We start from the raw sequence: 25,226 nt of genomic DNA on the forward strand, positions 1-25,226 counted from the left end.
ATCAATAGAGCTTGGATAAAATTAAAATAAAAAAAGGTCGCAATTGCGACCTTCTTTTATTTTATTGATTTAAACTGATTTTACAGCATCAAGCAGCTGATTCTGACGATCTTTCAGTGCTTGTGGTAAACGGTCACCTAACTTGCTGAATAGCTCAGTATGGCTTTCCAGTTCTTTAATCCACTGGTCTTTATCTTGAGAAGTTACAGTATCAAACTGTTCTTTGCTAAAGTCTAGACCAGTCCAGTTGAGCTGTTCATAAGTTGGAACATAGCCAATTGGAGTTTCAACTGCACTTGCACGACCTTCACAACGGTCAATGATCCACTCTAGAACACGCATGTTCTGGCCAAAACCAGGCCATACAAAGTTGCCTTCAGCGTCACGACGGAACCAATTTACATTGAAGATTTTCGGTAAATGGTTGCCATGTGCTTCAGCTTGCGCAGCAACTTTTTCGCCCATGCTTAGCCAGTGGCCAAAGTAGTCGGCCATGTTGTAACCAGCAAATGGAAGCATTGCAAACGGATCGCGGCGTACGATGCCTTGTTGACCTACAGCTGCAGCAGTGGTTTCTGAACCCATAGTTGCTGCTTTGTATACACCATCTACCCAGTCAAAAGCTTCTGAAACTAAAGGTACTGTATCGGCACGACGTCCACCAAAGATAAATGCAGAAATAGGTACGCCTGCCGGGTTTTCCCAGTCTGCATCAATAGAAGGGCACTGAGCTGCTGAAACAGTAAAGCGGGCATTCGGATGCGCAGCTTTTTCGCCTTCAGCATGAGGCTGTCCTTTCCAGGTCGTAAGATTTGCTGGAATTTCTTTAGACAGACCTTCCCACCATACTTCCCCATTTTCAGTCACAGCAACGTTAGTATAGATGACGTCTTTATGCAGCGTTGCCATGCAGTTCGGGTTAGTTTTAGTATTGGTTCCAGGTGCTACACCAAAGAAACCAGCTTCTGGATTAATTGCATACAGGCGACCATCTTCACCTGGCTTGATCCAGGCAATATCATCGCCTACAGTTTCAATTTTCCAGCCTTCATAACCCGCAGGTGGAATCAGCATGGCAAAGTTCGTTTTACCACAGGCTGATGGGAATGCTGCAGCGATATAGTGTTTTTCGCCCTGAGGGTTGGTTACACCCAGAATAAGCATATGTTCTGCTAGCCAGCCTTGGTCACGACCCATGACGGAGGCAATACGAAGTGCCAGACACTTTTTACCAAGTAATGCGTTACCACCATAACCAGAACCGTAAGACCAGATTTCACGGGTTTCTGGGTAATGAACAATGTATTTCTCTTTGTTGCATGGCCAAGAAACATCTTTTTGACCTTCTGCAAGCGGTGCACCTACTGTATGTACACATGGAATAAATTCGCCATCAGTACCTAACACATCATAAACGGCTTTACCCATACGAGCCATTTTAGTCATGCTCACTGCAACATAAGGAGAGTCGGTCAATTCAATACCGATATGTGCAATGTGGCTGCCCAGCGGGCCCATAGAGAAAGGTACGACATACATGGTACGTCCAGCCATAGCACCGTCAAACAAACCATTCAGTTTGGTACGCATCTCGGCTGGAGCTTCCCAGTTATTGGTCGCACCGGCATCTTCTTGCGTTTCAGAACAGATGTAAGTACGGTCTTCAACACGAGCAACGTCGGAAGGATCAGAATTTGCAAGATACGAACCAGGATGTTTTTCTTGGTTTAATGCTTTCATGGTGCCGTTAGCAATCATCAGGTCAATTAGACGTTGATATTCTTCGTCGCTACCGTCACACCATTCAATTTTTGCAGGTTTCGTTAATTTTGCAATTTCTTCAACCCATGCAATAAGCTTAGGATGACGAACGAATTCTGGTGCGTTCACTTGGGTCATGGTGAGGCCTATTAAAAATATGTACAAAGTACAAGTACAAATTCGTCTGTCTAAACAAGACAAACAAAATGAATAAAAAAAGTGGCAGTATTAAAGCATAAATTAATAAAAAAAATAAGACTAAAGGCTGAAAGTAATTACATATAGATCTTTATATAAATCTTCTTAAAATCAATATATTAAATTAGATTAAGAAATTTATATCAAATTATTTTTAATAAAAATATATGGTATTTATTTAAAAAATTTTATTAAAAATAAAATAATTACGTTAAAAAAAATTGAATTTACTATTATTGGTAAAATAAATCATACTCATTTAAATTTTACATAATGCCTATTTTAATTGTCTATTAATTGGACGAAATTAGAGCAACTACTTTAATTTTTATTGTTTATGAATGAGCAATTGCGCCCTCTAACTATTATTTATAACAGAAATTCTGGTTTTCATGCAGCCCGTCGCGATGAGCTTTATGAAGAAATACTAACTCAACTCAGTACACATGGCTTCGAAATTCAGGTCTTGGAATTACATTCAAACTCAGATTTTGACCAGCTGATGCAGGATGTGCTGGATCGTCATTTAAATGGGCCAGATGTAGGGGTTGTGGTCGCAGCTGGGGGGGATGGTACTCTAAATGCAGTAGGGGCAAAGTTATTGCATACTGACATACCGCTAGGCTTATTACCTTTAGGGACATTTAATTATGTTGCGCGGGCCCTGAATATTCCTTTAGATTTGCTTGAAGCTACAAAGGTAATTATTTCTGGTCGGCCTCAGGCGATTCATGTGGCAAAACTTAATAATCAGATTTATTTGAACAATGCAAGTCTAGGATTATATCCACTCTTTATTAAGCGAAGGGAGGCATATAACCAGCGGTTTGGCCGCTTCACATTTAATGCATATGCTTCAGCTCTGGATGTCATGATTCGAGACCGCAAAGCTTTAAAACTGACTTTAGAAGTGGATGGTAAAAGATATCCCTTAAATACACCGCTGGTCTTTTTTGGTAATAATCAACTTCAGCTACAGGAAATGCGTCTGCGTGTTGCTGACTGTGCGGCAGCTGGCCGGGTTGCCGGTGTGGCTGTAGCAAATACTGATAAAAGAACTTTGTTTAAACTGCTATTTCAACTGATACAAGGCAAGCTTGAACAGGCTTCACAGGTCTATAGCTTCTGCGCAGATCAGGTTCAGGTACATGCAGCTAAAAAAAATATTAAAGTGGCGATTGATGGAGAAATTGTCGAGTTGCAGACACCTTTAAAAATTACAGTTGAAAAAAATGCGCTTAACATAATGGTGCCCTATGCTGCTCCATCTCTCTGATCTGCATTTTGGTACCGAGCGGCCAGAATGTATAAAGGCCTTACGAGTATTCTGTAAAGAGCAACAACCCGAAGCTCTCGTGGTAAGTGGGGACCTGACCCAACGTGCCCGGTTTACCCAGTTTTATTATTGTAAGCAGTTTTTAGAGAGTCTCCAGATTCCTTATCTGGTTGTACCTGGCAATCATGATATACCACTTTATCATTTGTGGAATCGTGTCTTTAGCCCGTTTACCCGTTACCAGTATTTTTTCGGTAATTTGGAAAATGTACTAGAAACCGAACACTTTTATGTTATTGGAGTCAATAGTGTAAGACGGCGTTATCATACACGTGGTCATGTCTCACTAGAGCAAATTCATGAAACCCGTGAGAAACTAGAACAGGCCCCCTTACATAAACTTAAAATTATTACGTCACATCAGCCGTTTTATACTGAACCTGACGACCCCCATGGTTTAAAAGACTGTCCGGTACTCGGCCGTATGGCTCTAGAGGTTTGGGGACAATATAAATTGTTTGGTATTTTACATGGCCATTTACATAAAACCGCGATCTATGATCTGACCCGACTGTATAATTTAAAAGTTGATCATCCTATTTATAATATTCATGCCGGTACTGCGACTTCCTGGCGCTTGCACAAGAACCTGCCGAACAGTTTTAACACTGTTTCAATATCTGGTGAAATTCTGCAATACTGGTTTAATGAAGAGAGTCAATCATTTGTTTTACGGACAGATGTGATTAAATAATTACCCAAGATCTGTCGAGCGGTTAAAAAAAATACAAAAATACAAATTTTTTTTATTTTTCCCCTTGAAGCGTTTTTTTCTATCCCCACAAAAGTGTCATCAAAACACTTTAGGTTATTACTTAGACTTATAAATAAAGTAATAACTGATTACTTAAAAAAGACTTAGTCTGATGGAGTTAATTATGAGCAATATTCGTCCATTACATGACCGTGTAGTAGTTCGTCGTGTAGAAGAAGAAACAAAAACTGCGGGTGGTATTTTATTGCCAGGTTCTGCGGCAGAAAAACCTTCTCAAGGTGAAATCATTGCAGTGGGTAATGGTCAAATTACTGATAATGGTGTACGTGCACTTGACGTAAAAGTTGGCGACAAGGTTCTGTTTGGAACTTATGCCGGTACAACTGTAAAAGTAAATGGGGAAGAGCTTCTTATTATGAAAGAGTCTGACATCCTTGCGGTGTTAGAAGGCTAATTTACGTTTAACTCATTTGTGATCAGATCAAGTATTTCTTAAAAAATTGGAGTTAAAAATGTCAGCTAAAGACGTAAAATTCGGTGATTCAGCCCGTACAAAAATGATTGCTGGTGTAAACACTCTGGCAGATGCTGTTAAAGTAACTTTAGGTCCTAAAGGCCGTAATGTAGTGATTGACCGTTCTTTTGGTGCACCGCATATTACTAAAGACGGTGTAACCGTTGCTAAAGAAATTTCTCTAAAAGATAAATTCGAAAATATGGGCGCACAGCTCGTACGTGAAGTATCTTCAAAAACCAATGATATCGCGGGTGACGGTACAACAACCGCAACTGTACTTGCGCAAGCAATCCTGAATGAAGGCATTAAATCAGTAACTGCGGGTATGAACCCAATGGACCTGAAACGTGGTATTGATCTTGCAGTGAAGACTGTAGTTGAAAATATCCGCGCTACAGCGAAGCCAGCAGATGATTTTAAAGCTATTGAACAAGTGGGTTCAATTTCAGCAAACTCTGATGAGACTGTAGGTAAGCTGATTGCTCAGGCAATGGAAAAAGTCGGTAAAGAAGGCGTAATTACCGTTGAAGAAGGTTCAGGCTTTGAAGACTCGCTTGATGTTGTAGAGGGTATGCAGTTTGACCGCGGTTATATCTCTCCATATTTTGCAAACAAGCAAGATACTCTGACGGCTGAGCTGGAAAATCCGTTCATTCTTCTGGTTGACAAAAAAATCAGTAATATCCGTGAACTGATTACTGTACTTGAAGCTGTTGCAAAAACAGGTAAGCCGTTACTGATCATCGCAGAAGACGTAGAAGGCGAAGCGCTGGCAACTCTGGTTGTAAATAACATGCGCGGTATTATTAAAGTGTGTGCAGTGAAAGCTCCTGGCTTTGGTGACCGCCGTAAAGCCATGCTGCAAGATATTGCTATCCTGACTGGCGCAACCGTAATTTCTGAAGAAGTGGGTATGTCTCTTGAGCAGGCTAACCTTGAAGATCTGGGTACTGCACATAAAGTTACTGTATCTAAAGAAAATACAGTGATTGTTGATGGTGCAGGTAATGCTGATGCAATTGCTGAGCGTGTACAGCAAATCCGTGCACAGATCGAAGAATCTACATCTGAATACGATAAAGAAAAACTTCAGGAACGTGTTGCTAAATTAGCTGGTGGTGTAGCAGTGATCAAAATTGGTGCTGCAACTGAAGTTGAAATGAAAGAGAAGAAAGACCGTGTAGATGATGCATTGCATGCAACGCGTGCTGCGGTTGAAGAAGGTGTAGTTGCTGGTGGTGGCGTAGCGCTGGTTCGTGCTGCAAAAGCACTTGATGGCCTAACTGGTAACAATGATGACCAGAATGTAGGTATCAATATTCTGCGTCGTGCTATTGAAGCACCACTTCGTCAAATTGTTTCTAATGCAGGTGATGAGCCTTCAGTAGTAATCAATGCAGTGAAGAGCGGCGAAGGTAACTATGGTTATAACGCAGCTTCAGGTGAATATGGCGACATGCTGGAGATGGGTATTCTTGACCCTGCAAAAGTAACGCGTTCTGCGCTTGAACATGCTGCTTCTGTTGCTGGCCTGATGCTGACCACTGAATGCATGATTACTGACATTCCAGAAGACAAACCAGCTGTGCCAGATATGGGCGGTATGGGTGGCATGGGCGGCATGATGTAATCTGCCTATGCTGTGATTAATACTTTGTAATTTATATATTTATTCATAAAATTTTTATAAGTTACTCACAGTATTACTCACAAAATAATTTGTTGTAAAAAAAGGTCGCTATTATAGCGACCTTTTTTATTCTAGCTTTTTCAAAGGGGCTTAAGATAAGTTCCTGAGCTTGTGATGCAAGCGAGTACATAACTATTCAGCCAAAAATTTTTACGACCATCCTTGATCGGTGACTGTATACGTCCATCTTTGATACGTTGATAGAGCTCTTTTTCACTGATATTCATACGTAGTGCAAATTCAGCGGTAGAAACCCGTCGTTCAGTATTGGTGAGGTCTATTGTAAATCCCATACCATTCCCCTGAATTAATGACTAACAACAGAAAACAAATGATGTTTGAGAGATAGATTAAAGTAATCTATTAAAAATATTGCTAAATCAAGCATTTCAATTCCTATATGCTAGTGTTTAAAGTTTTTAATGCGCATCATTTCTTTATGAGTTCATCACATGAAATATGCCACTAAGCTAAACATAGCAGGATCAAATTTTGAAAAAGGATATTTATGCAAAACTTCAAAAAAATGGTTAATTTCTAAATTGAGTGTGGACTTTAGAATTCTTACGGTAATTGGTTGTGTGAATTTTTTGAAATAAATAATGAAAATAGTATATGTTCTAAAGTGCCTTAAATTGAACTTTAATTGGTATTTCAGCGATCTAAGTACCATATAGGTGACTTTACATGACACGGCATAATTCTAAGACAGCGCATGCTCTTGCTATTGAGTTAGGGCAAAGATTACAAAGAGCTAGACTCAACTTAAATCTGACACAACTGGAGATAGCTCAACACACAGGAGTCTCTAGAAAAGTTGTGATGAATGCAGAAGCGGGACAGGTCACATTAGAAAACTTGATCGCGATTTTGATGACATTAGACCTAGTTGATCATTTAGATTTATTTTTACCAGAACAGCTAATTTCACCAATTCAGCTATGGAAATTACGAGGCAAGATTCGACAAAGAGCAAGTCGTAAAACTAATCAAAATCTACCAACAGATGATGACTTGGGTTGGTGAATAGTTGTGTGAGTTAGGATAACTGATTTGATAAATAATTTTTTATATTTCAAAGAACATCTATTTTGATTTATATGATTGTAATTTTCAAAAAAAATGTTAAATTAAAAACAAGGTCGCCTACCGTACTTACGCATGAGTAGAAAAGGGGTTGAGTTTTATTGGTTTAATTTTACAAACCACATCTATATTTTAATTTTCTTAAGCATCAACTCGTTTGGTTCTTAGCATTTAAACATGCGTTGCTATAAGTCATATGACACCAAGAAATTCTTTGAACAAAAGAATTTAGAGTTGGCTGTAGAGAAAATTATGTCTATTCAAGATTTCGCATTTAAATTATCAAAAAAAATTCAGGAACAGCATTCTGTAAAGATTAGTCGTTCGCATATTTATGAATTAATCGCTTTAGACCAAGGCTATAAAACGTACAATGCATTTGTAAGTCAAAATTTAATTATTCAAGTCCAATATGATGATTCTGAAGAATATTATCAGCATGAGCTCGTCAACGCATTAAGCTTAGAAGTATTTAAAAATCCACCTGAATCAGACTATTCGAATTATGATGAAGATGATCTACATTGGGATGACTATGAAGGTCGTCAATTACTAGATCAAATCAAAAATCTTATCACTCGTTTGCAAAGTTTATCGAAATTAGATATTCCAGAAGAGATTCACTTTTCGATTGCTAAAACTGTCTATCAGGAGCTTTTATATCTAAATATAGAAGTTATAAATTTTAGAGTGATGCGAGAAAGTTTGAGTCATGTTTACTTTGATAATGGATTACTAAATACATTTGAACTTAGGTATGAGTCTGACTATGGATATTTTGAAGGTGATGATTTCGAGTTCAATATAATAGGAGAGCATCTTGAGAGTATATTGTCTTATGCAAAAGATCGTAAGAATCTAGATGCTTATGCGTTAGTTGCTGGATATTATCGTTACCTAGCGAATCAAATTGCACCTTATGGTAGAAATGGTTCGAATTTCGGTAGTTGTTGGGATAATGACAAACAAAAATATATAAAATCTGAGGAAACTACAAAGAATAAAGAAAAATATGATGAATATATAAAGCAAGCCGAATTATACGAATCGTATATCAAAGATTATCCATTAAATCTTGCGGAAATAAATTTTGATGTAGATGAGGATGAGGTCTATCAGCAGATGTTGTATCTATGCAATCAAGGTGATACTGAGGCAATTGAACACTTCCTTTACCAAAGACTATTTAAGAATACTGGTGAAGCATGGCTATATATTTATCTAGCTCAGTTATGTGATGTTGATTTTACGCAAGATGATTTACGAGCTTACAATGCCTATACAGGCGAAGCATATGATGACTATGGACCTATGGAAGTTTCAGGTCGTGAAGCAATTCAATATGTCATTAACTTACCTGATTTGCCAGAAGCTCAAGATGCTTTAGCAAGAAAAATTGCAAATGAACTATTTGAGAAAATTTAATCTTTAAAGAGACTGTAAATAAAACTGTGTAAACGCTTAAACTATCCCTCAACGCTGTTGGGGGCAACACAGGTGTTTACCATGAAAGATGAAGCAATGCTGGCATTGGCAAAAGAATTTGCTAAGAACTTAAAAACAGAAGCTGACCTGAATAATTTCAGTAAAGCTTTAAAGAAACTCACCGTTGAAACTGCACTCAATGCTGAACTGACTGAACATTTAGGCTATGAGAAGAATAGCCCTCGTATAGGCAAAAATACACGTAATGGCTATACAACTAAACGGCTATTTACTGATGATGGTGAATTTGAACTAGACACGCCTAGAGATCGTGATGGCACTTTTGAGCCCCAGTTGATCAAGAAGAGTCAAACCCGTATCACACAAATGGATAGCCAAATCCTATCCCTATACGCCAAAGGCATGACGACACGAGATATTGTTGCCACATTCAAGGAAATGTACGATGCGGACGTCTCCCCAACGCTTATTTCCAAAGTGACGGATGCAGTTAAAGAACAAGTAATAGAATGGCAAAATAGACCATTGGATGCCCTTTATCCTATTGTCTATATGGATTGTATCGTCGTGAAAGTGCGTCAAGATAGTACGATTATTAACAAAGCGGTATATCTGGCATTAGGTGTCAATACAGACGGACAGAAAGACCTATTAGGTATGTGGATGTCAGAAAACGAGGGTTCTAAATTTTGGCTCTCAGTGCTTACAGAACTGAAAAATCGTGGTTTAAAGGATATTCTGATTGCCTGCGTAGATGGATTGAAAGGGTTTCCTGATGCGATTAATACAATTTACCCTGATACGCATATTCAGTTGTGTATCATTCACATGGTACGCAACAATCTTAAATATGTGAGTTGGAAAGACTACAAAGCTGTCACAGCCGATTTAAAAAAGATATATCAAGCTGTTACAGAAGACGCAGCCTTACAGGCTTTAGATGAATTTGGACAAAAATGGGATGAGAAGTATCCTCAAATCAGCAAGTCATGGCTTGCCAACTGGTCGAATCTAAACACGTTTTTCGCTTACTCTATGGATATTCGCAAAGCGATTTACACGACCAATGCGATTGAATCATTGAACAGCGTTATCCGCCATGCAACCAAGAAAAGAAAAATCTTCCCAACTGATGATTCCGTGAAAAAGGTGGTATATTTAGCAATTATGGCAGCAAGCAAAAAATGGACGATGCCTATTCAGAATTGGAAAGCTGCCATGAATCGCTTTAGTATCATGTTTGAAGAGCGTGTAACCAAGTATTTTTAAAACTGTATTTACACAGAATTATTTACACCCTCTCTTTAAACAGGTTTCAAAGTTAATAAAAATCCCATTTGTTTAAATGGGATTTTTTAATTGGATTACCATTTTTTTAAAAACTAGCTAAAAAATTCAAAATCACCACCAAAACCGATCCGTAATTTTGTTCTTTGCTAATGTCATAAAAATCCGTGATGGAAATAAGCAAGCCTACCTGTACATACAAATTCTTCGAATTTTTTATGTACAGGGCTTGTTAGGAGGGAAACCCTCCTAAGACCTCCCAGCCCATCACAGATGGGCAAGTCAACTTCATTGACTTAAAAGCAAAAGCAAAGAACGGTTAGCGTGATTGTATATGAGAAGTAAAACCAAAAATTTTAGACTTACTCAATTGCAGCTAGAGCAGTTGGAGCTACACATTGAAAAAGAACGTACTAACTTTACTGACTTTATTCATTCCTTAATTCAACGTGAAGTGATGCATGATGCTGTTACGGTTCGAGGGATGATTGAAGATGAGAAGGAGCCGAGACTCAAAATTAAAACCGAAGTTGAAATCGTTAAACTTTATCAAATCACTGATCCTGATTTGTTACTGGCCTTATCTAAAATTGGGAATAACCTGAATCAAATAGCCCGTGCTTTAAACATCATCAAAAATGCGGATCCAAGAGATCAGCGTAAGCTTGATATTTTTCATGTGTTATTGGTCTTAAAAGGTATTCAAAATGAGTTAGAACAAATATTTCCTACTTTACCAAAAATCAGTAGGCAACGTCCGAATAGGCTTCGCAAGCAACTCGAAAATCTAAACGTTGATCAGACACAACCTTCTATCGTGTTAGCGGAGAAGGATGAAAGTGCATATTAAATTTTTAGAGCATGGCAAAGGGTCAGCTGCACATGCTTCCGCATACCTTTTAGAGCGACTTGATCATCGTGGAAATGTTCGTGCAGGTGTTCAGGTTTTACTGGGCGATGCCACCACATTCAATGCTATTTGTCATGCGAGTCCACACCTATGGAAATATACGAGTGGAGTCATCGCTTGGTCCAAAGATGATGATCCGACTGATGCTCAGATTATGGAAGTTTTAACGGACTTTGAGGAGCATTCATTTGCAGGATTGGAACAATCACAGTATCACCTATTTGCTGTGTTACACACAGATGATGATGGCTCAAAGCACATTCATGTTTTAGCACCACGGCTCGACATTCAAAGCGGGAAATCACTCAATATTGCTCCCCCTGGGCATGAAAAACACTTTGATGCATTAAGAGATTACTTCAATACAAAATATCAGTGGTCACGGCCAGATGATTTGCTTTTGATGCAGACCACACAGGAGCCAAATCATGTGGCCAAAATCAATGCACAAGCTGAAAAACTCTACGCAAGGGAAGACTTTATTGCACTTACAAAAAAACAGTTTTGCAAGACGATTGATAATCACGTCAAAACGCTGTTAAAGACACAAACAATTCAAAACAGAGCGGATATTGTCAAATGTATATCGCAACTCAAAGCTGTTAAGTCCGTTGACCAAAGCAAAGAGTATTTAGCAGTTGAACTTATCAACGGAAAAACACACAGACTCAGAGGTGATTTTTATCATGAACAATTCGAAATTGGACTTTATTCAGAGCGTCTCCGAGCAGCAGCAGAAAGCCGAAAAGCTCCAAATGAGCTTGCAGCAGCTCTCTCAGACGCTGATCAATTTCGAGAAACTTATAGAGCAAAGCGAGCAGCCTATAATCGAAAGCACTACGCTTTTGCACAGCGTACAGGGGACGACAATAGCATTGGAAATGCATCTCAACTCATTTTTGAAAGAGATAGGGAATCTATCACCCCAAGCCATACAAACACTGACAGAGGACTACACAGCACAAATCAATCAACTCCAGTCTCAACTTGCCAATATAGATATTGCGGAAGTTTCAAAAGTGAAATCGAGCATAGATTCATTTTCAATATCAATTCAAGAATTACAGACCAAAATAAACACCCAATTGCAGAAGATCTCAATAGACCAACCCAGCTTACAAAAGAGTATTCAAGTCCAGATACAGCAAGCGATCGCCAACCAAAGCAAGCCGATAGAGAGCAGTATAGCGATGTTGATTACGGAAAAACTGGATACGCAAAAAGCGACATACATGTTGGGTGGGGGGATCTTGATTGGACTGCTGAGTCTTTTAATCGCTTTATTTACGGCTTATCAAACAGGTACAAACGTCAATACCATCAAAGCACAACAACAGGTGATTCAACAGAATTCAGAATCAATCACCGCCCAAATCGAGTATTTGAAGAGATTACAAAGGTAAGTCATGCAGACCGAAATAGATCAATATTTGATAGAACAAACAAACTTATTGCAACAACAAAACAGCTTGTTAGCAGAACAAAACGAAGCCTTGAGCAAACAGGTCAGTTCATTAAAAAGCATTTTGATCAGCTACAACGAAGTAGAGCAGCGTTTAGTGAAGAAAATCGAGACATTGAATATAGAGAAAGAAGCTCAAACCGCTTTGATTTCAGCAATGAAAGCAGAACTTTCAAATTTAGAACAGGGCGAATTTTCGGAGCAATTACAGCGAGAATTTCAAGAAAACTTGAATATCCAATTGCACAGGCAATTAACGATAGTATTAAGTCAGCTGAATTTGAAAGACACTGTCAGAAACTTAGTGCAGAGCGAATTGAGCCCTTTTCAACAGGTAATCAGCAAACAACAGATAGATTTGGAGAAAGCACTCTCGGAAATATTGCAATTTCAGCCACCAAACGACTTTTACGAAGACTTAGAGATGCAAAGCAAGCAGATCAATATGCTTGGGGAAACTGTAGAACGCTTGATGACCTTAATCAAAAACTTGAGCAATTAGAACCTATCGTTGCTGAAATTCGATGCAAGCCAAAGCCAGCAACAGATTGGCAGCTAAGATTTGATGGATACTATCCTGGTTATATTAGAGCTTACCAAGAGCTATCAGCACAGCAACAACAGGCTTATGAGGATAAAAAAGCGTTGTGGCTAATTGAGATCACGGAGCAAAAAACCGAAAAACTCCTAGCATACATGACGGAAGCTAGAAGACATATCAACAGTCATGACTATGAAAGAATCGCAGAAATCATCAAAAATGATGAAAGGATGCTGAACTACTTAAAATGTGATTCAATCCTCTCCCATAAAAATAATCATCTTGAAGATCAAAGAGCTTCATATCTCTCGTGCCTCAAAAACTTCGGTGAAATCAAAGAGCGAATTAAAACCTTCACATTTACTATCTATCAAAGTTCTAATGAAGCTCAATTGAAGATCACAGATATTCAACCTCAACCTGAATTAAAAACCAAACAGGAAAATGATTCGAATGCCGATTTTGATTTTTAGGAAAACCTAGCAGTGAAGCAAGCTACTAGTGCATACGATTATGCGGTTGTCGATGTAGGCAATAATCGTTACATCATTAGTTTAATTCTTTAAGAAAATGGTTTGATATCAGCTGATCCTAAACAGTAACGTAAACAACCGATCTCTAAATCGAATAACTCACTCAGGTTTTGAAATGTAAAACTTTAGACCATTATTAAAAAGCCTTGGTACTGCCAAGGCTTTTTTTGCTACTTCATTCTGTAGTCAGACCAATAACAAGGCAAAGTGATTAATTGATTTTCATGTAATCTTGACCAAAGCCTCATACCTAAATCAGTCTCAAGCGCATCAAGGACAAAATTAGAAATAATCATAGTTGGCTTCATCATGTCATAGCGTTTGTATAGCACTTTATGAACAAGTTCTAAACGAGATGAATGACGATCATGTAGCCCATATTCATCTAAGACGAGTAAATCAAAATCAGCAAAAAATTGAATCCATTGCTCCTCAGATTGGTCTTCAATACTCCATGAATTCATAATGGTTTTTGCTATCTGAGCACTCGTTATATAACGAGATGACATTTTGGTTTTATAGATAACATTGCGAATGATCGCTGATCCTAGGTGCGTTTTTCCAGTACCTGGTGTGCCATAAAGGATAAGGTTGGATTTCGATCCGTTTAATAATTGCTGTGTGAAATTCTGACAGCATTCGACAACTTGCTGCTGTTCAATAGTACTAGCACTATAATTAGAAAAACCACATTCCAAGTAGCGTTGATTTAGTCCTGAGCTATGAATACGGTGTTGTAACAACTTTTGCTGTAACTCTTCCTTGTGTTCTCTATTCGTTTGTTCAAGATTTTCTTTCGCACAGACTTTGCACACTTGATGACTACCTATTTTTATTAATGGATAGCCATGTTTTGTACAGAGGGTGCTTAAAACTTCCTTAGGAGTTTTTAAAAGATCAATTCCTATATTCATCATCTACTCCTAAATCCATTTTCGATTAATCGGTTTTTCTTCATTTTTATCATCCTTCCTTTGAGATGAAGATGAAGATGAAGATGAAGATGAAGATGAAGGTAAAGGTAAAGGTGAAGGTGAAGGGCATTCTTTAAGTAATGCTTGTGCATTGCTAGAGCACTCCGAATCTGATGCATCAGCATTACTTGAGCTTTTATTCCAACGAGCTTGTGCTGCTAATTTCCCACGTTCAGATTTCATCTTTTGATTGAGAATAGCTTGTTCTTTTAATGTAGTGATGTAGTTAGATTGAATAAATCCATTTACTTCTTCAAAAAGATTCAGGATTTTTAATGTAGTTATTAGGCTCTTGGTTTTAGGACTAGTTAGTTTGGTCACACTCATCAAAATGTTGGGTTCACTTGGTATAGGACCATTCTTCCAAAAGTCCATCATGAGAAAAAGGGTAGCACCCACTTGTTCGCTCGAAAGTCGAGTAAATTTCGCTTGAAGATCACCAATATACAGTGGCATCCAAATTGTTGCGTCAGTATTCATTTTGAACCTACAAAAGGTAGGGGCATTTCAAACATGCCCCAGAAGAGAATTAAGAAAATATTTTTAAAAAAAGTATACGAGCCGTTTGTATGAGATCTTCTAAGTCGTATACGGTGAAATCATTGGTAATGGGATAGTTTTCACATAAACGATCAGCCCAAAGACGAAGGGCTTGATGATCATTGAAGCAGCTATTTACTTTGAGCTTAGTAGCCAAACGATCTAAACGAGGGATTTCAAACTCAGTGATAATATGATTTGCCATTGCATCGGCAGCTTCACATACGACGACACCATCAAATACTGATTTATCAAACATGGTGAATCTCCTGACAGCCAGAATTAGGCAGTACAAGGAAATAGGGATTTCGTTTAGATTTTATTTTCTTTATCATTGGTAAGTACCTCATGATTTACGTCTTGGTGGTATCTCAGGCTTGTTTGCACGACTTATGGTTCACTTTGGCGAGAGAGGTATAAGTTGTTTGCACAGGCCTGAATTTTTTGTTCTTCGTAAAATATATGGGGAATTATCTGCAGCTATGGCATAATCAACCTCATAAAAAGTACTAGGAAAGTAGGAAAATTTATTCCTTAGACGTAAATTATCATAATTTTACGGGATTTCAAGTATTTTTTACTATTTAACTAGGAAAAAGTATGATTAAGTCGAACTTGGCTGTATTGTTAGCTGAAAGAAAAATGCGTGTTGCAGATCTTGTAAAAGAGACAGGTATTAATAAAAGTACGCTTTATAAACTGTATAACGACGAGTCCGTTCGTATAGATTTTGAGACGATTGATAAGATTTGTACTGCTTTAGAAGTAGAAGTGGGAGAGTTATTGATTTATATAAAATATGAGTAGCTTTTTATTTATATTATTAAGATTCATATTAAATATAGTTGTTAATTTTCTGATCTACCTCAAATGAATTGCTCATTAGTATCCATACTAAATAATTAAGTGGGGATTAGAAGTTTTGATATATGATTTATTGTAACTGTTAGATCATCAGGAAGTATTTTTAGCATGAAGGATGTAATTGCAAATATTCTGCATACTCAACCTAATTTAACGGGAAGGGAAATTGCTAAAATTCTTGGTGTTGAAAAGAAGGAGGTAAATTCCTTCCTTGATAAAAATCAAGAATATTTTTTCAAAGATGACAATTTTAGATGGTCAATAATTTCTTCCATATCCGAAATAGAAGTACCTAAGAAAGTAGAAAATTTGATTATGCAGCATGAACATGAAATTAGTAATTTTGCTAAGAATAGGCTGATCCAATTATTGGACTATGTATCTCATCAAGCTGAGGATACTCAAAAAATTCAATATGAAATTAATGGTAATAGATTTTATTCCTATGATCTTAAAAAACTTCGTGGTTTAAAGATTCTGAATGATAGTGATTGGTGGTTTCAAATTGAACGCTTACAACTTCAATCGATGCCTATACCATCTAAACAACTGTCTTTGCACATCCATGTTGAAACTGAAAAAGTACCGACTTTTAATTATGCTAGTTTAAATAAGCTAGTATCTTTTAAGCGAGTTGATCACTTGCGATTAGCTTACTTTTTAGTGGCAAATGATTTGATCACTAAAATTGGCATAATTCAGAAGTTGTTTAAAGAATTTGAAAATTATCGAAATAATTGGGAACTTTGGAAACAAGACAATGATGAGATTAAAAAATCCATTATTGTTTATGACAAATTATTCTCTTGGAATACTGCAATTAACCTAGGTGGAACAGGCGATGGTGAGGAAATTGTTGCAGGTTTTGGTTTAGTTGATTGGGTACTTCCTACTACTCAAAAATCTTATTCATATCCTTTAATTACTATTCCTTTAGAAATGGAAATAGAAAAAAATGGATTAATACGTGTAGGTGCTAAAGATACACGTGCCAATATCGAAATGGATGCCATTTTATTAGAGGATGATATACCCACTTCAGGGCAAGTGAAATTAGCTTTAAAAGAAAACTTAGATAATGGGCGTTCACTAGCATTATTTGAAGGAGAAACATATTCAGATCTAGTCGAAGCCTTTGTTGCTAATATCTTCTCAAGAGGAACAATTGTTGAGGCAGAGAATAGAGCGATACCATCTAAGAACTTAACAGTGACATTAACATCGGTACTGTTTAGTCGCCCTAAAAGAAATTCTATTTTAAGTGATGATATTGAGTTATTAAAAACTAGGCTTAATGATCCATCAGTAATTATACCTGAACAACCTTTATCATTAGTGACAGAGTTAAGTAATAATATTAATAAAAAGGAGACTTACAGTTTTAGGGGGCGTTCTGGAACTGAAGGATTTGGATCAAAAGTTGAAGAGCTTTATTTCCCACTGCCTTATAACAAAGAACAAATTACTATTGTTCAGAACCTGCTAACTAGCAGTGGTGTAGTGGTGCAAGGTCCGCCAGGTACGGGTAAAACACATAGCATTGCAAATATTATCTGCCATTATTTGGCGAATGGAAAAAAAGTACTAGTAACTGCACAGCAGTCACATGTTCTGAAAACAGTACATGAGAAGATTCCTGATGAGTTAAAACCTTTAGTAGTTAGTAGAATTGGCTCAAGTAAAGAAAGTAAAAATCAGCTTGAATCTTCAATTGATCTGATTGTCCAAAAGATTACTCAGATGAATGTTGGTGAGGTTCAAAGAACGATTGAAGTTTTAAAACAACAAGTGGATCATAATCATCATGAAATGGCTTTGATTGATCGAGAAATATATAACTTTGCAGAAAAGCATTATCAGAATATTGAGGTAGATGGTAATAAAAAATTACCTATGGATATCGTGAAGACGGTATTAGAAAGTAGAGCATCCTATGAATGGTTTACCGACCAATTAACTTTAGAGAATAAAGACCAGTTTCCTTTTTCCCAGATTGAATTGATTCAACTGAGAGACTCAAGGAAGAAAATAGGTACAGATTTACCATTCATAAATTATGGCTCTCTGCCAGTTCCTGAGAGATTATTAGATTCGACGAGTCTAAAAAAATTAAGTGAATTCTTAAAAGAAAAGGATGAGATTGAGGAATTCTTAAAGAAAAATGACAAACATAGTTTCAAGGAAATTACTTCTGAAGTAGAAATTAATGAGCTAAGAGATTGGTTAAAGATTTATCTGGAAGATCTAAATCTTGTTCTTGATCATGCAGAACCATGGTTATTGAGTTATTTCAAAAAGATAAATTCAGAAGATAAGGGTATGGAGCTGGATATCTATACGAACCTTATTCAAGAAGTTCAACCTTTAGTGGAATACAGAAAATCGCTATTAACTGATCCCATAGAGCTGAATTTTGAGATACAACCAAACTCAAAAGAATACCAAGCTGTTCAACGTGCTGTTGATATAGGTAAGCCATTTAATTGGTATCATTTTGGTACTGCTGAATTACAAGAATTATTTAAGTCAATTAAAGTTTCTGGAAAATATCCTGATACATCAGATGAGTGGAAAAGAGTTAAAGAATATATTGATAGAAGGCAAACTCTTAATGTTTTTATGAGTAAATGGAATAGTATTGCAGCACAATTAGATATCCCTTTAATCGAGTTAAATAATCGTGGTATTGATGAAATATTAAAAGAGTTCACGCAGCTCATCATTAGAACCCAAAAATGCCTAGATTTGAAAAATAAGTATTTGGATGTATTTAGTGCCAATTATCTAAAAGTTTTTAGTAGAGCTAAATCTTTTGATTTCTATGGATTACCTAAAAATATTGATGACTTGATTCAATTATTAGGTCAGAAGTTAAAAATATTTAATTTAGAAGTCTATCAACAGCAACTGGCTGATCAAATACTTTATTTATCAGAGTTTGATAATAAAATATCAAATCAGTTGAAAAAAATTGTGTCCCAGGTTGATTCAGATTCGCTATATGAAAATGAATTAAGAGAATATGCCGATCTATTAAAGAAATTAGCTCATTTGAAAGATCTAACTGAGGATTTTGACAGAGTTAAATTGGCCAGTATTAAATTGAGCCAAACAAATGCTGTGATTCTTAGTAAAGATATTCTAGAGATTCCTTACGCCCAAGAAATTGAGGATCCTATATTACGTAACACATTGGTCGAGGCTTGGGAATGGAAGCGTCTTGAGACTTTTGTAATGACTATTAGTAATACAAGTCGAATTGAAAACTTGTATGAGCGTCGTCGTATTCACGAGAAGAATCTGTCTCAGAATTACGCTCAATTGGCAGCAAACAAGACGTGGTTGGCATTAAAGGAAAATGCCTCAGATAAAATTTTAGTTGCATTACAGCGCTATAAAATTGCTGTACAACACTATGGAAAAGGGACAGGCAAGAACGCTCCACGTTATAGAAAAGATGCTCAAGCGGCCCTTAAAGAGGCAACAGCAGCTATTCCTTGCTGGGTCATGTCACATCTTCAGGTTTCTGAATCTATGCCTGCTGAATTAGGTCTCTTTGATTTAGTGATTGTAGATGAGGCGTCACAATCATCAATTGACGTATTACCTGTTTTAATGCGTGCTAAAAAATTATTAGTTGTAGGGGATAATAAACAGGTTTCTCCAAGTAATGTCGGTCTAGCAAGTGCTCAAATTGATGTATTAAGAAATCGTTATCTACATGGTCAGCCACATGCTGCATATTTAACACCAGATATGTCTTTATACGACATGGCTTCTTCTATCTATGAGTCAAGCGTGATGCTTCTAGAGCATTTCCGCTGTCATCCTGCGATCATTAGTTACAGTAATAAAAACTTTTATGGTAACCGTATTAAGCCAATGCGATTATCGAAGAAATCTGAGCAGTTAAGCCCAGCCTTAGTCGCAATTTATACACCGCAGGGGTATAGAGAATCTAAAAACAGCAAACATATTAATCGAATAGAAGCGAAAGCAATTATTGAGGAAATGAAGCTTCTTCTTAAAGATGAACGATATGCGAATAGATCAATTGGCGTGATCTCATTATTGGGGCCAGCACAGGCTGAGTTCATTCAATCAGAAGCTTTGAATGAATTTGGTGCAGGGGCTCTTACCCAAGTTCAATTTGCTTGTGGGGATGCCTCAGCATTCCAAGGTGCAGAAAGAGATATTATTTTCCTATCTATGGTAGCAGATCCTCAGAATTGTCATGCTTTGAGTAGATCCGATCATGAACAGAGATTTAACGTGGCTGCAAGCCGTGCTCGTGAACGGATGTATCTTGTCCACTCCGTGAGTGGTGATCATATATCACCAAAAGATTTAAGGCTGAATTTACTCAATCATTTTTATGATTTGCAAGAGGATCAAAAAGCATCATTTGAAGCAAAATTAGAGTTATGTGAATCAGAGTTTGAAAAATCTGTATTCATGGTATTACATAAAATGGGATACACAGTTACTCCACAGGTCAAGGTTGGAAGCTATCGAATTGATTTAGTGGTTGAATCGGATGGAGATCAGCGTTTAGCAGTTGAGTGTGATGGTGATAGCTATCATGGGCCAGAACAATGGCATGATGATATGATTCGTCAACGTGCTTTAGAACGTGCAGGATGGACATTCTGGAGATGCTTTGCATCGAGTTGGTCAATTGAACGTGAAAATATGGTTCAGTCTTTGATTGAGAAACTCAATGCAATGAGTATTAAACCTACGAATCATGCTAGTAGTTTAATTCAAGATGTAGAGCAAAGAGTTTGGGTAAATAAAGAACCTGAAGAGAATGTAATTCAAAAAGTTCAGCAAGATCTTTTTATATTGAATTAGTTTATAAGGGTAATCCCCTTATTTTATTAAGTTAATGAGTAGGAAAATCAAAGTTCTTATCATTGTTTATAATAGGGTAGTTGCCATCAACTGCTTTACAGGACTGCTCACGATTGAAAAAAATATTTTAAAGCTTTTTATTGATGGTATTGTTTGATCTTATTCTATTTGTTCTAGCTCAGATTTGAGCTAGAACAAATAATTAACTATTTTTTTTACCAACTATCAATAGTATCAGCTAAATGCTGCATCATCTCTCTTCCGTCATTTAACCAGCTTGCGTGGTTATAAGGTGCTCGTGATATATCTCCATCTACATGGACTAACTGTATCAATTCCTGCTGCACTTCTGCTTATTTGGATAGATGGCTATTCAACGCAACTTTATTTAATTTTACAAACTCTCTTCGTCTTTACTGGGCTAAACTCAATATAAAATATTTATCCATAGTAAGAATGATGAATCACTTTCCTAAAGTTATTGTGATTGATGCTTTTGGGACACTTGTCAAAATTGGTGAGAGCCGATCCCCATATCGTAAGTTGATGAAGTGGCTAAAAGCTAATGGTAGAAAACCAAGTGCACAAGATGCAAAGATCATCATGTCAAATCCTGTTGATGTTGCACAATTAGCGATGAAGTTCGGAGTAGAACTACCAGGGCAACTTTTGAGGGAGATCAACAATGATCTTCAGCTTGAATTAAGCACAATTCAACTGTATGAAGATACAATGCCTACGCTGCAAATTTTAAAAGAAAGAGGTTTTAAAATTGCGCTTTGTTCCAACTTGGCGATGCCTTATGGTGAACAACTTAGAAAACTACTCCCTGATTTTCTTGATGCTGTTGTATTTAGTTATGAGGTTGGAGCCATAAAGCCTGAACATCAAATTTATAAGGTGATTCAGGCACATTTTGGCTGTGATTTTCCAGAAATGCTCTTTATTGGAGATCATCCCATTTTGGATGTTGAAACACCTATTTCCTTAGGGATGAAGGCAAGGCTCATTGAACGTCATAAAAACCAAAGACTGTTAGATGTCATGGGTGATTTAATCTAACAGTATTATTTTTGATGTCATTCATGCCAATGATCAATAGTATCAGCTAAATGCTGCATCATCTGTCTTCGATCTTTTAACCAACTTGCATGGTTGTAAGAAGCTCGGGACATGTCACCATCTACATGGGCTAACTGTAATTCAATCCAGTCCTTACTGTAATTCTGTTCGTTTAAATAGGTGGATGCAGTTGCACGGAAGTCATGCATGGTAATATGGCCTAGACCCATGTTAACGAGTGCTTCATTGAGTGTATTTTTCCCCAACATTGATATGCCATCATCCCCAGGGAATAAGTAAATACTGTCAGGGTAAAGCTGTAACTGCTCTTTTATAATTTCTAGCATTTGTGTAGATAAAGGTACAACATGCGTCCTATTCTTCTTCATATTCCTTTTACCATCCTTAATCTGTGCATTTGATACACGAGGAATAGTTAAGGTCGCATCTTTTAGATTAACAAAAGACTTTTTAGCCCTGCGTATTTCTATCGTACGTAGCATACTGTATAAGGCAGTCCTTAAAGCATTCTGTGTGCCAGTAGTTCCACCATATTGATTGATCAAAGCCAGAATCACTTTCTTATCTTTTTCTTCTAAAGGGGTAGCGTGATTAACAGGAGGACGTCTGATATAGCTGCGTAGCGCAATTGTAGGATCATTGATTATCTTCAGTGTGATAATTGCGTATTGCATGACTTCAGCGCAGATTTGTCTTACATAGATTGCTTTAACTTCACCAGTACCTCTTTTGCTTTTGCGAATTCGTGTAATGGTATTATCCAAAATCACTCGAATATCATTTGAATTCACTTCTTTGATTGGCTTATTGCCAATGACGGGATAGATATCTTTTTTAAAGTATCTCAGCCTGTTTTCATACCATTCTTGTGAGTGAGTGTCCTTGTACTTTTCTAAATATTCATTCGAGATACTTTTAAAAGTATGCTGTATTGCATCCAATGCGGAATCAAGCGCTTTCTTTTGCTCTGTTACAGGGTCGAGATTTTGAGCTAAAAGACTACGATACTCACGTGTCTTATCACGAGCGTAAGATAAGCTAATCTCTGGGTAGGCACCAATCGTTAACATTTTGGGGATGTTTAAATAACGGTAGCGGTAACGCCAGAATTTTCTTCCTGATGTTCTTACTTCAATGCATAGCCCAAAATGGTCTGCAACACGATACATTTTATCTTTGGCTTTTAATTGCTTGATTTGAAAATCATTTAACATGAGGATGTGAGTAAGACCTTATAATTGATTTCGTTACTCACAAGGTTACTCACAGATTTTAGTAATGTCACGTGTACTAAGGTGACGCGTGGTAATTCCGGAACATTATTAAAAACAATTGGTTAAGTATCATGGTAATGCAAGGTTATACGTGCGGACATGGTTGTGAAGCATGATGTAATCTGTCCAAGCTTTATTTAAGCCATTGATATTTCATATATGGATATGGCTTGAATATATTTATCGCTTCACTACAAAAGTTTTCTTGATATAGTGGAGTGAATAAAAAAGGTCGCTTTGTGCGACCTTTTTTATTTCCTGAAATATTTACTCTATGAATCGTTAGTTAAAACAGAGAGGCTTACCTGAAAAATATTTAATTTAAGAGTTCAGTCCTATGGTTTATTCCTATTGCTAAAAAATTTTTAATATATAAAATTTTAGAAAAATAATTAAATTTGGAAAAAAATACCATAGAGATAATTTAAAAAATTATTGCGAAATTAAGCTCATTTTAGAGAAAGATTTTAAAAATAATTAAAACCCTTATAAATAGTAAGGGTATAAGCTAAATATAAAGAAATAGTCCAAGATACCTAGATTTAAGTTTTTTATAAAAGTGTAATGTGTTGCCAGTGTAACTATTTAATTGAATTATAAAATAATTAGCTGGATATAGATTTAAATTTTTCATTTTTTAAAATTAGTTTGTCTCAAAGCAAATATCCTGGTTATTTTAGAAAAAGCAGATTTTTTACTAGATTTTCTCTATGAGAATAGATTTTCAGGTTTGCGAAAGCGAGAAAGAGTGGTATGCATAATTTTAAATTAAAAGGTGCACCGGGCTCCAAATCAGGTGACCAGCTTTATCGAGAGTTCAAGCAATTTGAACAGGATATTCTAATTGAAGATAGACGAGCTGCTGAATTTCAAAAAAAGATGATTTTAATTATTTTAGGACTATGTATAGGGTTGTTCATTGCTACTTTAACAATGTTTCTATAGAACCTATAGGGTAAAAATCGGTTGATAAAAAATATAATGTTCTTCCATATTATAAACTAAATCAGTATAGAACTTTTTGTAACGAGCTTATCGGTTATCAGAAGGGTATAAAAATTGGCGAGTGCCCAAAAACAGACTCGCTTAATGGGGTAAAATATATTAAAAACAGTTCATGCTCTTAATTAATATAGCAGGTAAGCAGTGAAAATATTTAAAACACTCATCAGTTTGGTTAGTTTTACAGTGCTTTCTTCAACTGGCATGGCTTCAACAGCTACACCAACTGAACAGGTGCCGGGTTATTATCATCAGCAGTGGGGTAAATATACAGTTACCGCTTTACTGGATGGCACCAATTATATGTCACCTAGTCTATTTAAAACGCTAAATAATTCTCAGGTAAAACATATTCAGCAGATTTTAAAAAAATACCATAATGATCAGCAACAGGGTGTACAAACATCGGTAAATGCTTTTCTAATTAATACTGGAACAGCGCTAGTTTTAGTAGATAGTGGTGCTGCTAGCTGTTTTGGTCCCCATCTCGGTTCAGTGAGCAGTAATCTGGTCAAGGCAGGCTATCGGCTTGAGGACGTGAATGTAGTGTTACTGACGCATTTACATCCTGACCATGTCTGCGGTTTAACTAAAGAGGGCCAAAAAGTTTTTCCAAACGCTAAAGTCTATGCTCATGAACGTGAAGTAAATTACTGGTTAGGTCAGACACCAGTAAATTTGTCTAAAGAACAACTGGAAAATTATCAGTCAACCCGCAACAAAATTCAGGACGCGATAGCACCTTATCAACAAGATAAACAATTTATAACTTTTAAAGAGGGGCAATCGATTGCTGGCCTTCAGGTGATGGATACACGTGGCCATACACCCGGCCACCACAGTTTTGTGCTGGAGCAGAATAAAGATAAAATGGTTTTTATTGGAGATACAGTGCATTCGCACAGTGTGCAGTTTGAAGCGCCGCGTACTGCTATTGAGTATGATATCCAGCCAGATGAGGCTGTAAAAACCCGACTTAAACTGTTCAGTAAAATTGCAGATGAAGGTAGCTGGGTGGCTGCACCACATTTACCTTTTCCGGGTATTGGACATATTTCTAAGGTTGCCAATGAACAGTATCTCTGGATACCTGTCTATTTTAATAATGTCTTGCAAAAATAATTTCTAATAAATGGCTTCATGTGAAGCCATT

The 25,226-nt window shown here is 36.9% G+C and carries 20 protein-coding genes; 14 read left to right on the top strand and 6 right to left on the bottom strand.

The features are described from left to right. Positions 1–69: 69 nt before the first annotated feature. Positions 70–1,899 carry a phosphoenolpyruvate carboxykinase (GTP) gene (locus ACRAD_RS03810; protein ID WP_005025056.1) on the bottom strand — a complete coding sequence of 610 codons (1,830 nt, stop codon included), beginning with the start codon at positions 1,897–1,899 and terminating at the stop codon, positions 70–72. 397 nt (positions 1,900–2,296) lie between these two features. Between ACRAD_RS03810 and ACRAD_RS03815 the strand changes: the two genes are divergently transcribed. From ACRAD_RS03815 to groL, 4 genes are all read left to right on the top strand, one after another. Continuing rightward, positions 2,297–3,235 carry a diacylglycerol/lipid kinase family protein gene (locus ACRAD_RS03815; RefSeq protein ID WP_005025058.1) on the top strand — a complete coding sequence of 313 codons (939 nt, stop codon included), beginning with the start codon at positions 2,297–2,299 and terminating at the stop codon, positions 3,233–3,235. Continuing rightward, complete coding sequence (locus ACRAD_RS03820) at positions 3,216–3,989, top strand: metallophosphoesterase family protein (RefSeq protein WP_005025059.1); 774 nt, start codon at positions 3,216–3,218, stop codon at positions 3,987–3,989. Before ACRAD_RS03815 ends, ACRAD_RS03820 begins: the two co-directional genes overlap by 20 nt. A 184-nt stretch (positions 3,990–4,173) precedes the next feature. After that, positions 4,174–4,464, top strand: coding sequence for a co-chaperone GroES (locus ACRAD_RS03825; RefSeq protein ID WP_005015665.1), 291 nt, complete (start codon positions 4,174–4,176; stop codon positions 4,462–4,464). Between the two features lie 58 nt (positions 4,465–4,522). Beyond that, entirely contained in the window at positions 4,523–6,157 is a 1,635-nt protein-coding gene (gene groL / locus ACRAD_RS03830) for a chaperonin GroEL (protein WP_005015664.1), read from the top strand. A 140-nt stretch (positions 6,158–6,297) separates the two neighbouring features. Here the strand turns inward: groL and ACRAD_RS03835 are convergent, their stop codons facing one another. Continuing rightward, entirely contained in the window at positions 6,298–6,510 is a 213-nt protein-coding gene (locus tag ACRAD_RS03835) for a hypothetical protein (protein ID WP_005025061.1), read from the bottom strand. A gap of 394 nt (positions 6,511–6,904) precedes the next feature. Between ACRAD_RS03835 and ACRAD_RS03840 the strand changes: the two genes are divergently transcribed. The 5 genes from ACRAD_RS03840 (at position 6,905) to ACRAD_RS03860 (ending at position 13,422) form a co-directional block, all read left to right on the top strand. Continuing rightward, on the top strand, positions 6,905–7,243 hold the full coding sequence (locus ACRAD_RS03840) for a helix-turn-helix transcriptional regulator (protein ID WP_005025063.1): 339 nt from the start codon (positions 6,905–6,907) through the stop codon (positions 7,241–7,243). 312 nt (positions 7,244–7,555) lie between these two features. Beyond that, on the top strand, positions 7,556–8,728 hold the full coding sequence (locus ACRAD_RS03845; RefSeq protein WP_026056645.1) for a hypothetical protein: 1,173 nt from the start codon (positions 7,556–7,558) through the stop codon (positions 8,726–8,728). 81 nt (positions 8,729–8,809) lie between these two features. Then, positions 8,810–10,018, top strand: a complete 1,209-nt coding sequence (locus tag ACRAD_RS03850) for an IS256 family transposase (RefSeq protein WP_004672268.1) — start codon at positions 8,810–8,812, stop codon at positions 10,016–10,018. A 352-nt stretch (positions 10,019–10,370) separates the two neighbouring features. Then, positions 10,371–10,886, top strand: a complete 516-nt coding sequence (mobC, locus tag ACRAD_RS03855) for a plasmid mobilization relaxosome protein MobC (protein ID WP_005025066.1) — start codon at positions 10,371–10,373, stop codon at positions 10,884–10,886. Beyond that, positions 10,870–13,422, top strand: a complete 2,553-nt coding sequence (locus ACRAD_RS03860; protein WP_005025068.1) for a hypothetical protein — start codon at positions 10,870–10,872, stop codon at positions 13,420–13,422. The genes mobC and ACRAD_RS03860 overlap by 17 nt, the downstream gene beginning before the upstream one ends. A gap of 230 nt (positions 13,423–13,652) precedes the next feature. Here ACRAD_RS03860 and ACRAD_RS03865 read toward each other — a convergent pair whose 3' ends face one another. The 3 genes from ACRAD_RS03865 to ACRAD_RS03875 are packed head-to-tail and all read right to left on the bottom strand — an operon-like array spanning position 13,653 to position 15,255. Beyond that, entirely contained in the window at positions 13,653–14,396 is a 744-nt protein-coding gene (locus ACRAD_RS03865) for an ATP-binding protein (RefSeq protein WP_005025070.1), read from the bottom strand. A 9-nt stretch (positions 14,397–14,405) separates the two neighbouring features. Continuing rightward, positions 14,406–14,936 (bottom strand): DUF1376 domain-containing protein, encoded by a 531-nt coding sequence (locus ACRAD_RS03870; RefSeq protein ID WP_005025071.1) that lies wholly within the window; start codon positions 14,934–14,936, stop codon positions 14,406–14,408. A gap of 49 nt (positions 14,937–14,985) precedes the next feature. After that, positions 14,986–15,255: a hypothetical protein gene (locus ACRAD_RS03875; protein ID WP_005025073.1), complete on the bottom strand. Its 270-nt coding sequence runs from the start codon at positions 15,253–15,255 to the stop codon at positions 14,986–14,988. A 341-nt stretch (positions 15,256–15,596) separates the two neighbouring features. On the opposite strand from ACRAD_RS03875, the gene ACRAD_RS03880 reads away from it, so the two are divergent. From ACRAD_RS03880 to ACRAD_RS03890, 3 genes are all read left to right on the top strand, one after another. Beyond that, on the top strand, positions 15,597–15,803 hold the full coding sequence (locus ACRAD_RS03880) for a helix-turn-helix domain-containing protein (protein ID WP_005025075.1): 207 nt from the start codon (positions 15,597–15,599) through the stop codon (positions 15,801–15,803). A gap of 165 nt (positions 15,804–15,968) precedes the next feature. Further along, positions 15,969–20,714 carry an AAA domain-containing protein gene (locus ACRAD_RS03885; RefSeq protein ID WP_005025077.1) on the top strand — a complete coding sequence of 1,582 codons (4,746 nt, stop codon included), beginning with the start codon at positions 15,969–15,971 and terminating at the stop codon, positions 20,712–20,714. A 459-nt stretch (positions 20,715–21,173) separates the two neighbouring features. Continuing rightward, positions 21,174–21,776: an HAD family hydrolase gene (locus ACRAD_RS03890; protein ID WP_010700110.1), complete on the top strand. Its 603-nt coding sequence runs from the start codon at positions 21,174–21,176 to the stop codon at positions 21,774–21,776. Between the two features lie 17 nt (positions 21,777–21,793). Here the strand turns inward: ACRAD_RS03890 and ACRAD_RS03895 are convergent, their stop codons facing one another. Next, positions 21,794–23,011: a tyrosine-type recombinase/integrase gene (locus tag ACRAD_RS03895; protein ID WP_005025080.1), complete on the bottom strand. Its 1,218-nt coding sequence runs from the start codon at positions 23,009–23,011 to the stop codon at positions 21,794–21,796. Positions 23,012–23,824: 813 nt separating this feature from the next. On the opposite strand from ACRAD_RS03895, the gene ACRAD_RS03900 reads away from it, so the two are divergent. After that, entirely contained in the window at positions 23,825–24,016 is a 192-nt protein-coding gene (locus tag ACRAD_RS03900) for a hypothetical protein (protein ID WP_005015619.1), read from the top strand. A 201-nt stretch (positions 24,017–24,217) separates the two neighbouring features. Beyond that, complete coding sequence (locus ACRAD_RS03905; RefSeq protein ID WP_005025082.1) at positions 24,218–25,195, top strand: MBL fold metallo-hydrolase; 978 nt, start codon at positions 24,218–24,220, stop codon at positions 25,193–25,195. Positions 25,196–25,226 lie beyond the last annotated feature (31 nt).

It is taken from the genome of Acinetobacter radioresistens DSM 6976 = NBRC 102413 = CIP 103788, assembly GCF_006757745.1.
Lineage (GTDB): Bacteria > Pseudomonadota > Gammaproteobacteria > Pseudomonadales > Moraxellaceae > Acinetobacter > Acinetobacter radioresistens.

What these genes read in the sequence shown, in the direction of transcription:
- ACRAD_RS03825 (WP_005015665.1), top strand. Translation starts at nt 4,174, where the DNA reads ATGAGCAATATTCGTCCATTACATGACCGTGTAGTAGTTCGTCGTGTA.
- mobC (WP_005025066.1), top strand. Translation starts at nt 10,371, where the DNA reads ATGAGAAGTAAAACCAAAAATTTTAGACTTACTCAATTGCAGCTAGAG.
- ACRAD_RS03885 (WP_005025077.1), top strand. Translation starts at nt 15,969, where the DNA reads ATGAAGGATGTAATTGCAAATATTCTGCATACTCAACCTAATTTAACG.
- ACRAD_RS03815 (WP_005025058.1), top strand. Translation starts at nt 2,297, where the DNA reads ATGAATGAGCAATTGCGCCCTCTAACTATTATTTATAACAGAAATTCT.
- ACRAD_RS03870 (WP_005025071.1), bottom strand. Translation starts at nt 14,936, where the DNA reads ATGAATACTGACGCAACAATTTGGATGCCACTGTATATTGGTGATCTT.
- ACRAD_RS03845 (WP_026056645.1), top strand. Translation starts at nt 7,556, where the DNA reads ATGTCTATTCAAGATTTCGCATTTAAATTATCAAAAAAAATTCAGGAA.
- ACRAD_RS03850 (WP_004672268.1), top strand. Translation starts at nt 8,810, where the DNA reads ATGAAAGATGAAGCAATGCTGGCATTGGCAAAAGAATTTGCTAAGAAC.
- ACRAD_RS03810 (WP_005025056.1), bottom strand. Translation starts at nt 1,899, where the DNA reads ATGACCCAAGTGAACGCACCAGAATTCGTTCGTCATCCTAAGCTTATT.
- ACRAD_RS03860 (WP_005025068.1), top strand. Translation starts at nt 10,870, where the DNA reads ATGAAAGTGCATATTAAATTTTTAGAGCATGGCAAAGGGTCAGCTGCA.
- ACRAD_RS03835 (WP_005025061.1), bottom strand. Translation starts at nt 6,510, where the DNA reads ATGGGATTTACAATAGACCTCACCAATACTGAACGACGGGTTTCTACC.
- ACRAD_RS03875 (WP_005025073.1), bottom strand. Translation starts at nt 15,255, where the DNA reads ATGTTTGATAAATCAGTATTTGATGGTGTCGTCGTATGTGAAGCTGCC.
- groL (WP_005015664.1), top strand. Translation starts at nt 4,523, where the DNA reads ATGTCAGCTAAAGACGTAAAATTCGGTGATTCAGCCCGTACAAAAATG.
- ACRAD_RS03895 (WP_005025080.1), bottom strand. Translation starts at nt 23,011, where the DNA reads ATGTTAAATGATTTTCAAATCAAGCAATTAAAAGCCAAAGATAAAATG.
- ACRAD_RS03890 (WP_010700110.1), top strand. Translation starts at nt 21,174, where the DNA reads ATGAATCACTTTCCTAAAGTTATTGTGATTGATGCTTTTGGGACACTT.
- ACRAD_RS03880 (WP_005025075.1), top strand. Translation starts at nt 15,597, where the DNA reads ATGATTAAGTCGAACTTGGCTGTATTGTTAGCTGAAAGAAAAATGCGT.
- ACRAD_RS03900 (WP_005015619.1), top strand. Translation starts at nt 23,825, where the DNA reads ATGCATAATTTTAAATTAAAAGGTGCACCGGGCTCCAAATCAGGTGAC.
- ACRAD_RS03820 (WP_005025059.1), top strand. Translation starts at nt 3,216, where the DNA reads ATGCTGCTCCATCTCTCTGATCTGCATTTTGGTACCGAGCGGCCAGAA.
- ACRAD_RS03865 (WP_005025070.1), bottom strand. Translation starts at nt 14,396, where the DNA reads ATGAATATAGGAATTGATCTTTTAAAAACTCCTAAGGAAGTTTTAAGC.
- ACRAD_RS03840 (WP_005025063.1), top strand. Translation starts at nt 6,905, where the DNA reads ATGACACGGCATAATTCTAAGACAGCGCATGCTCTTGCTATTGAGTTA.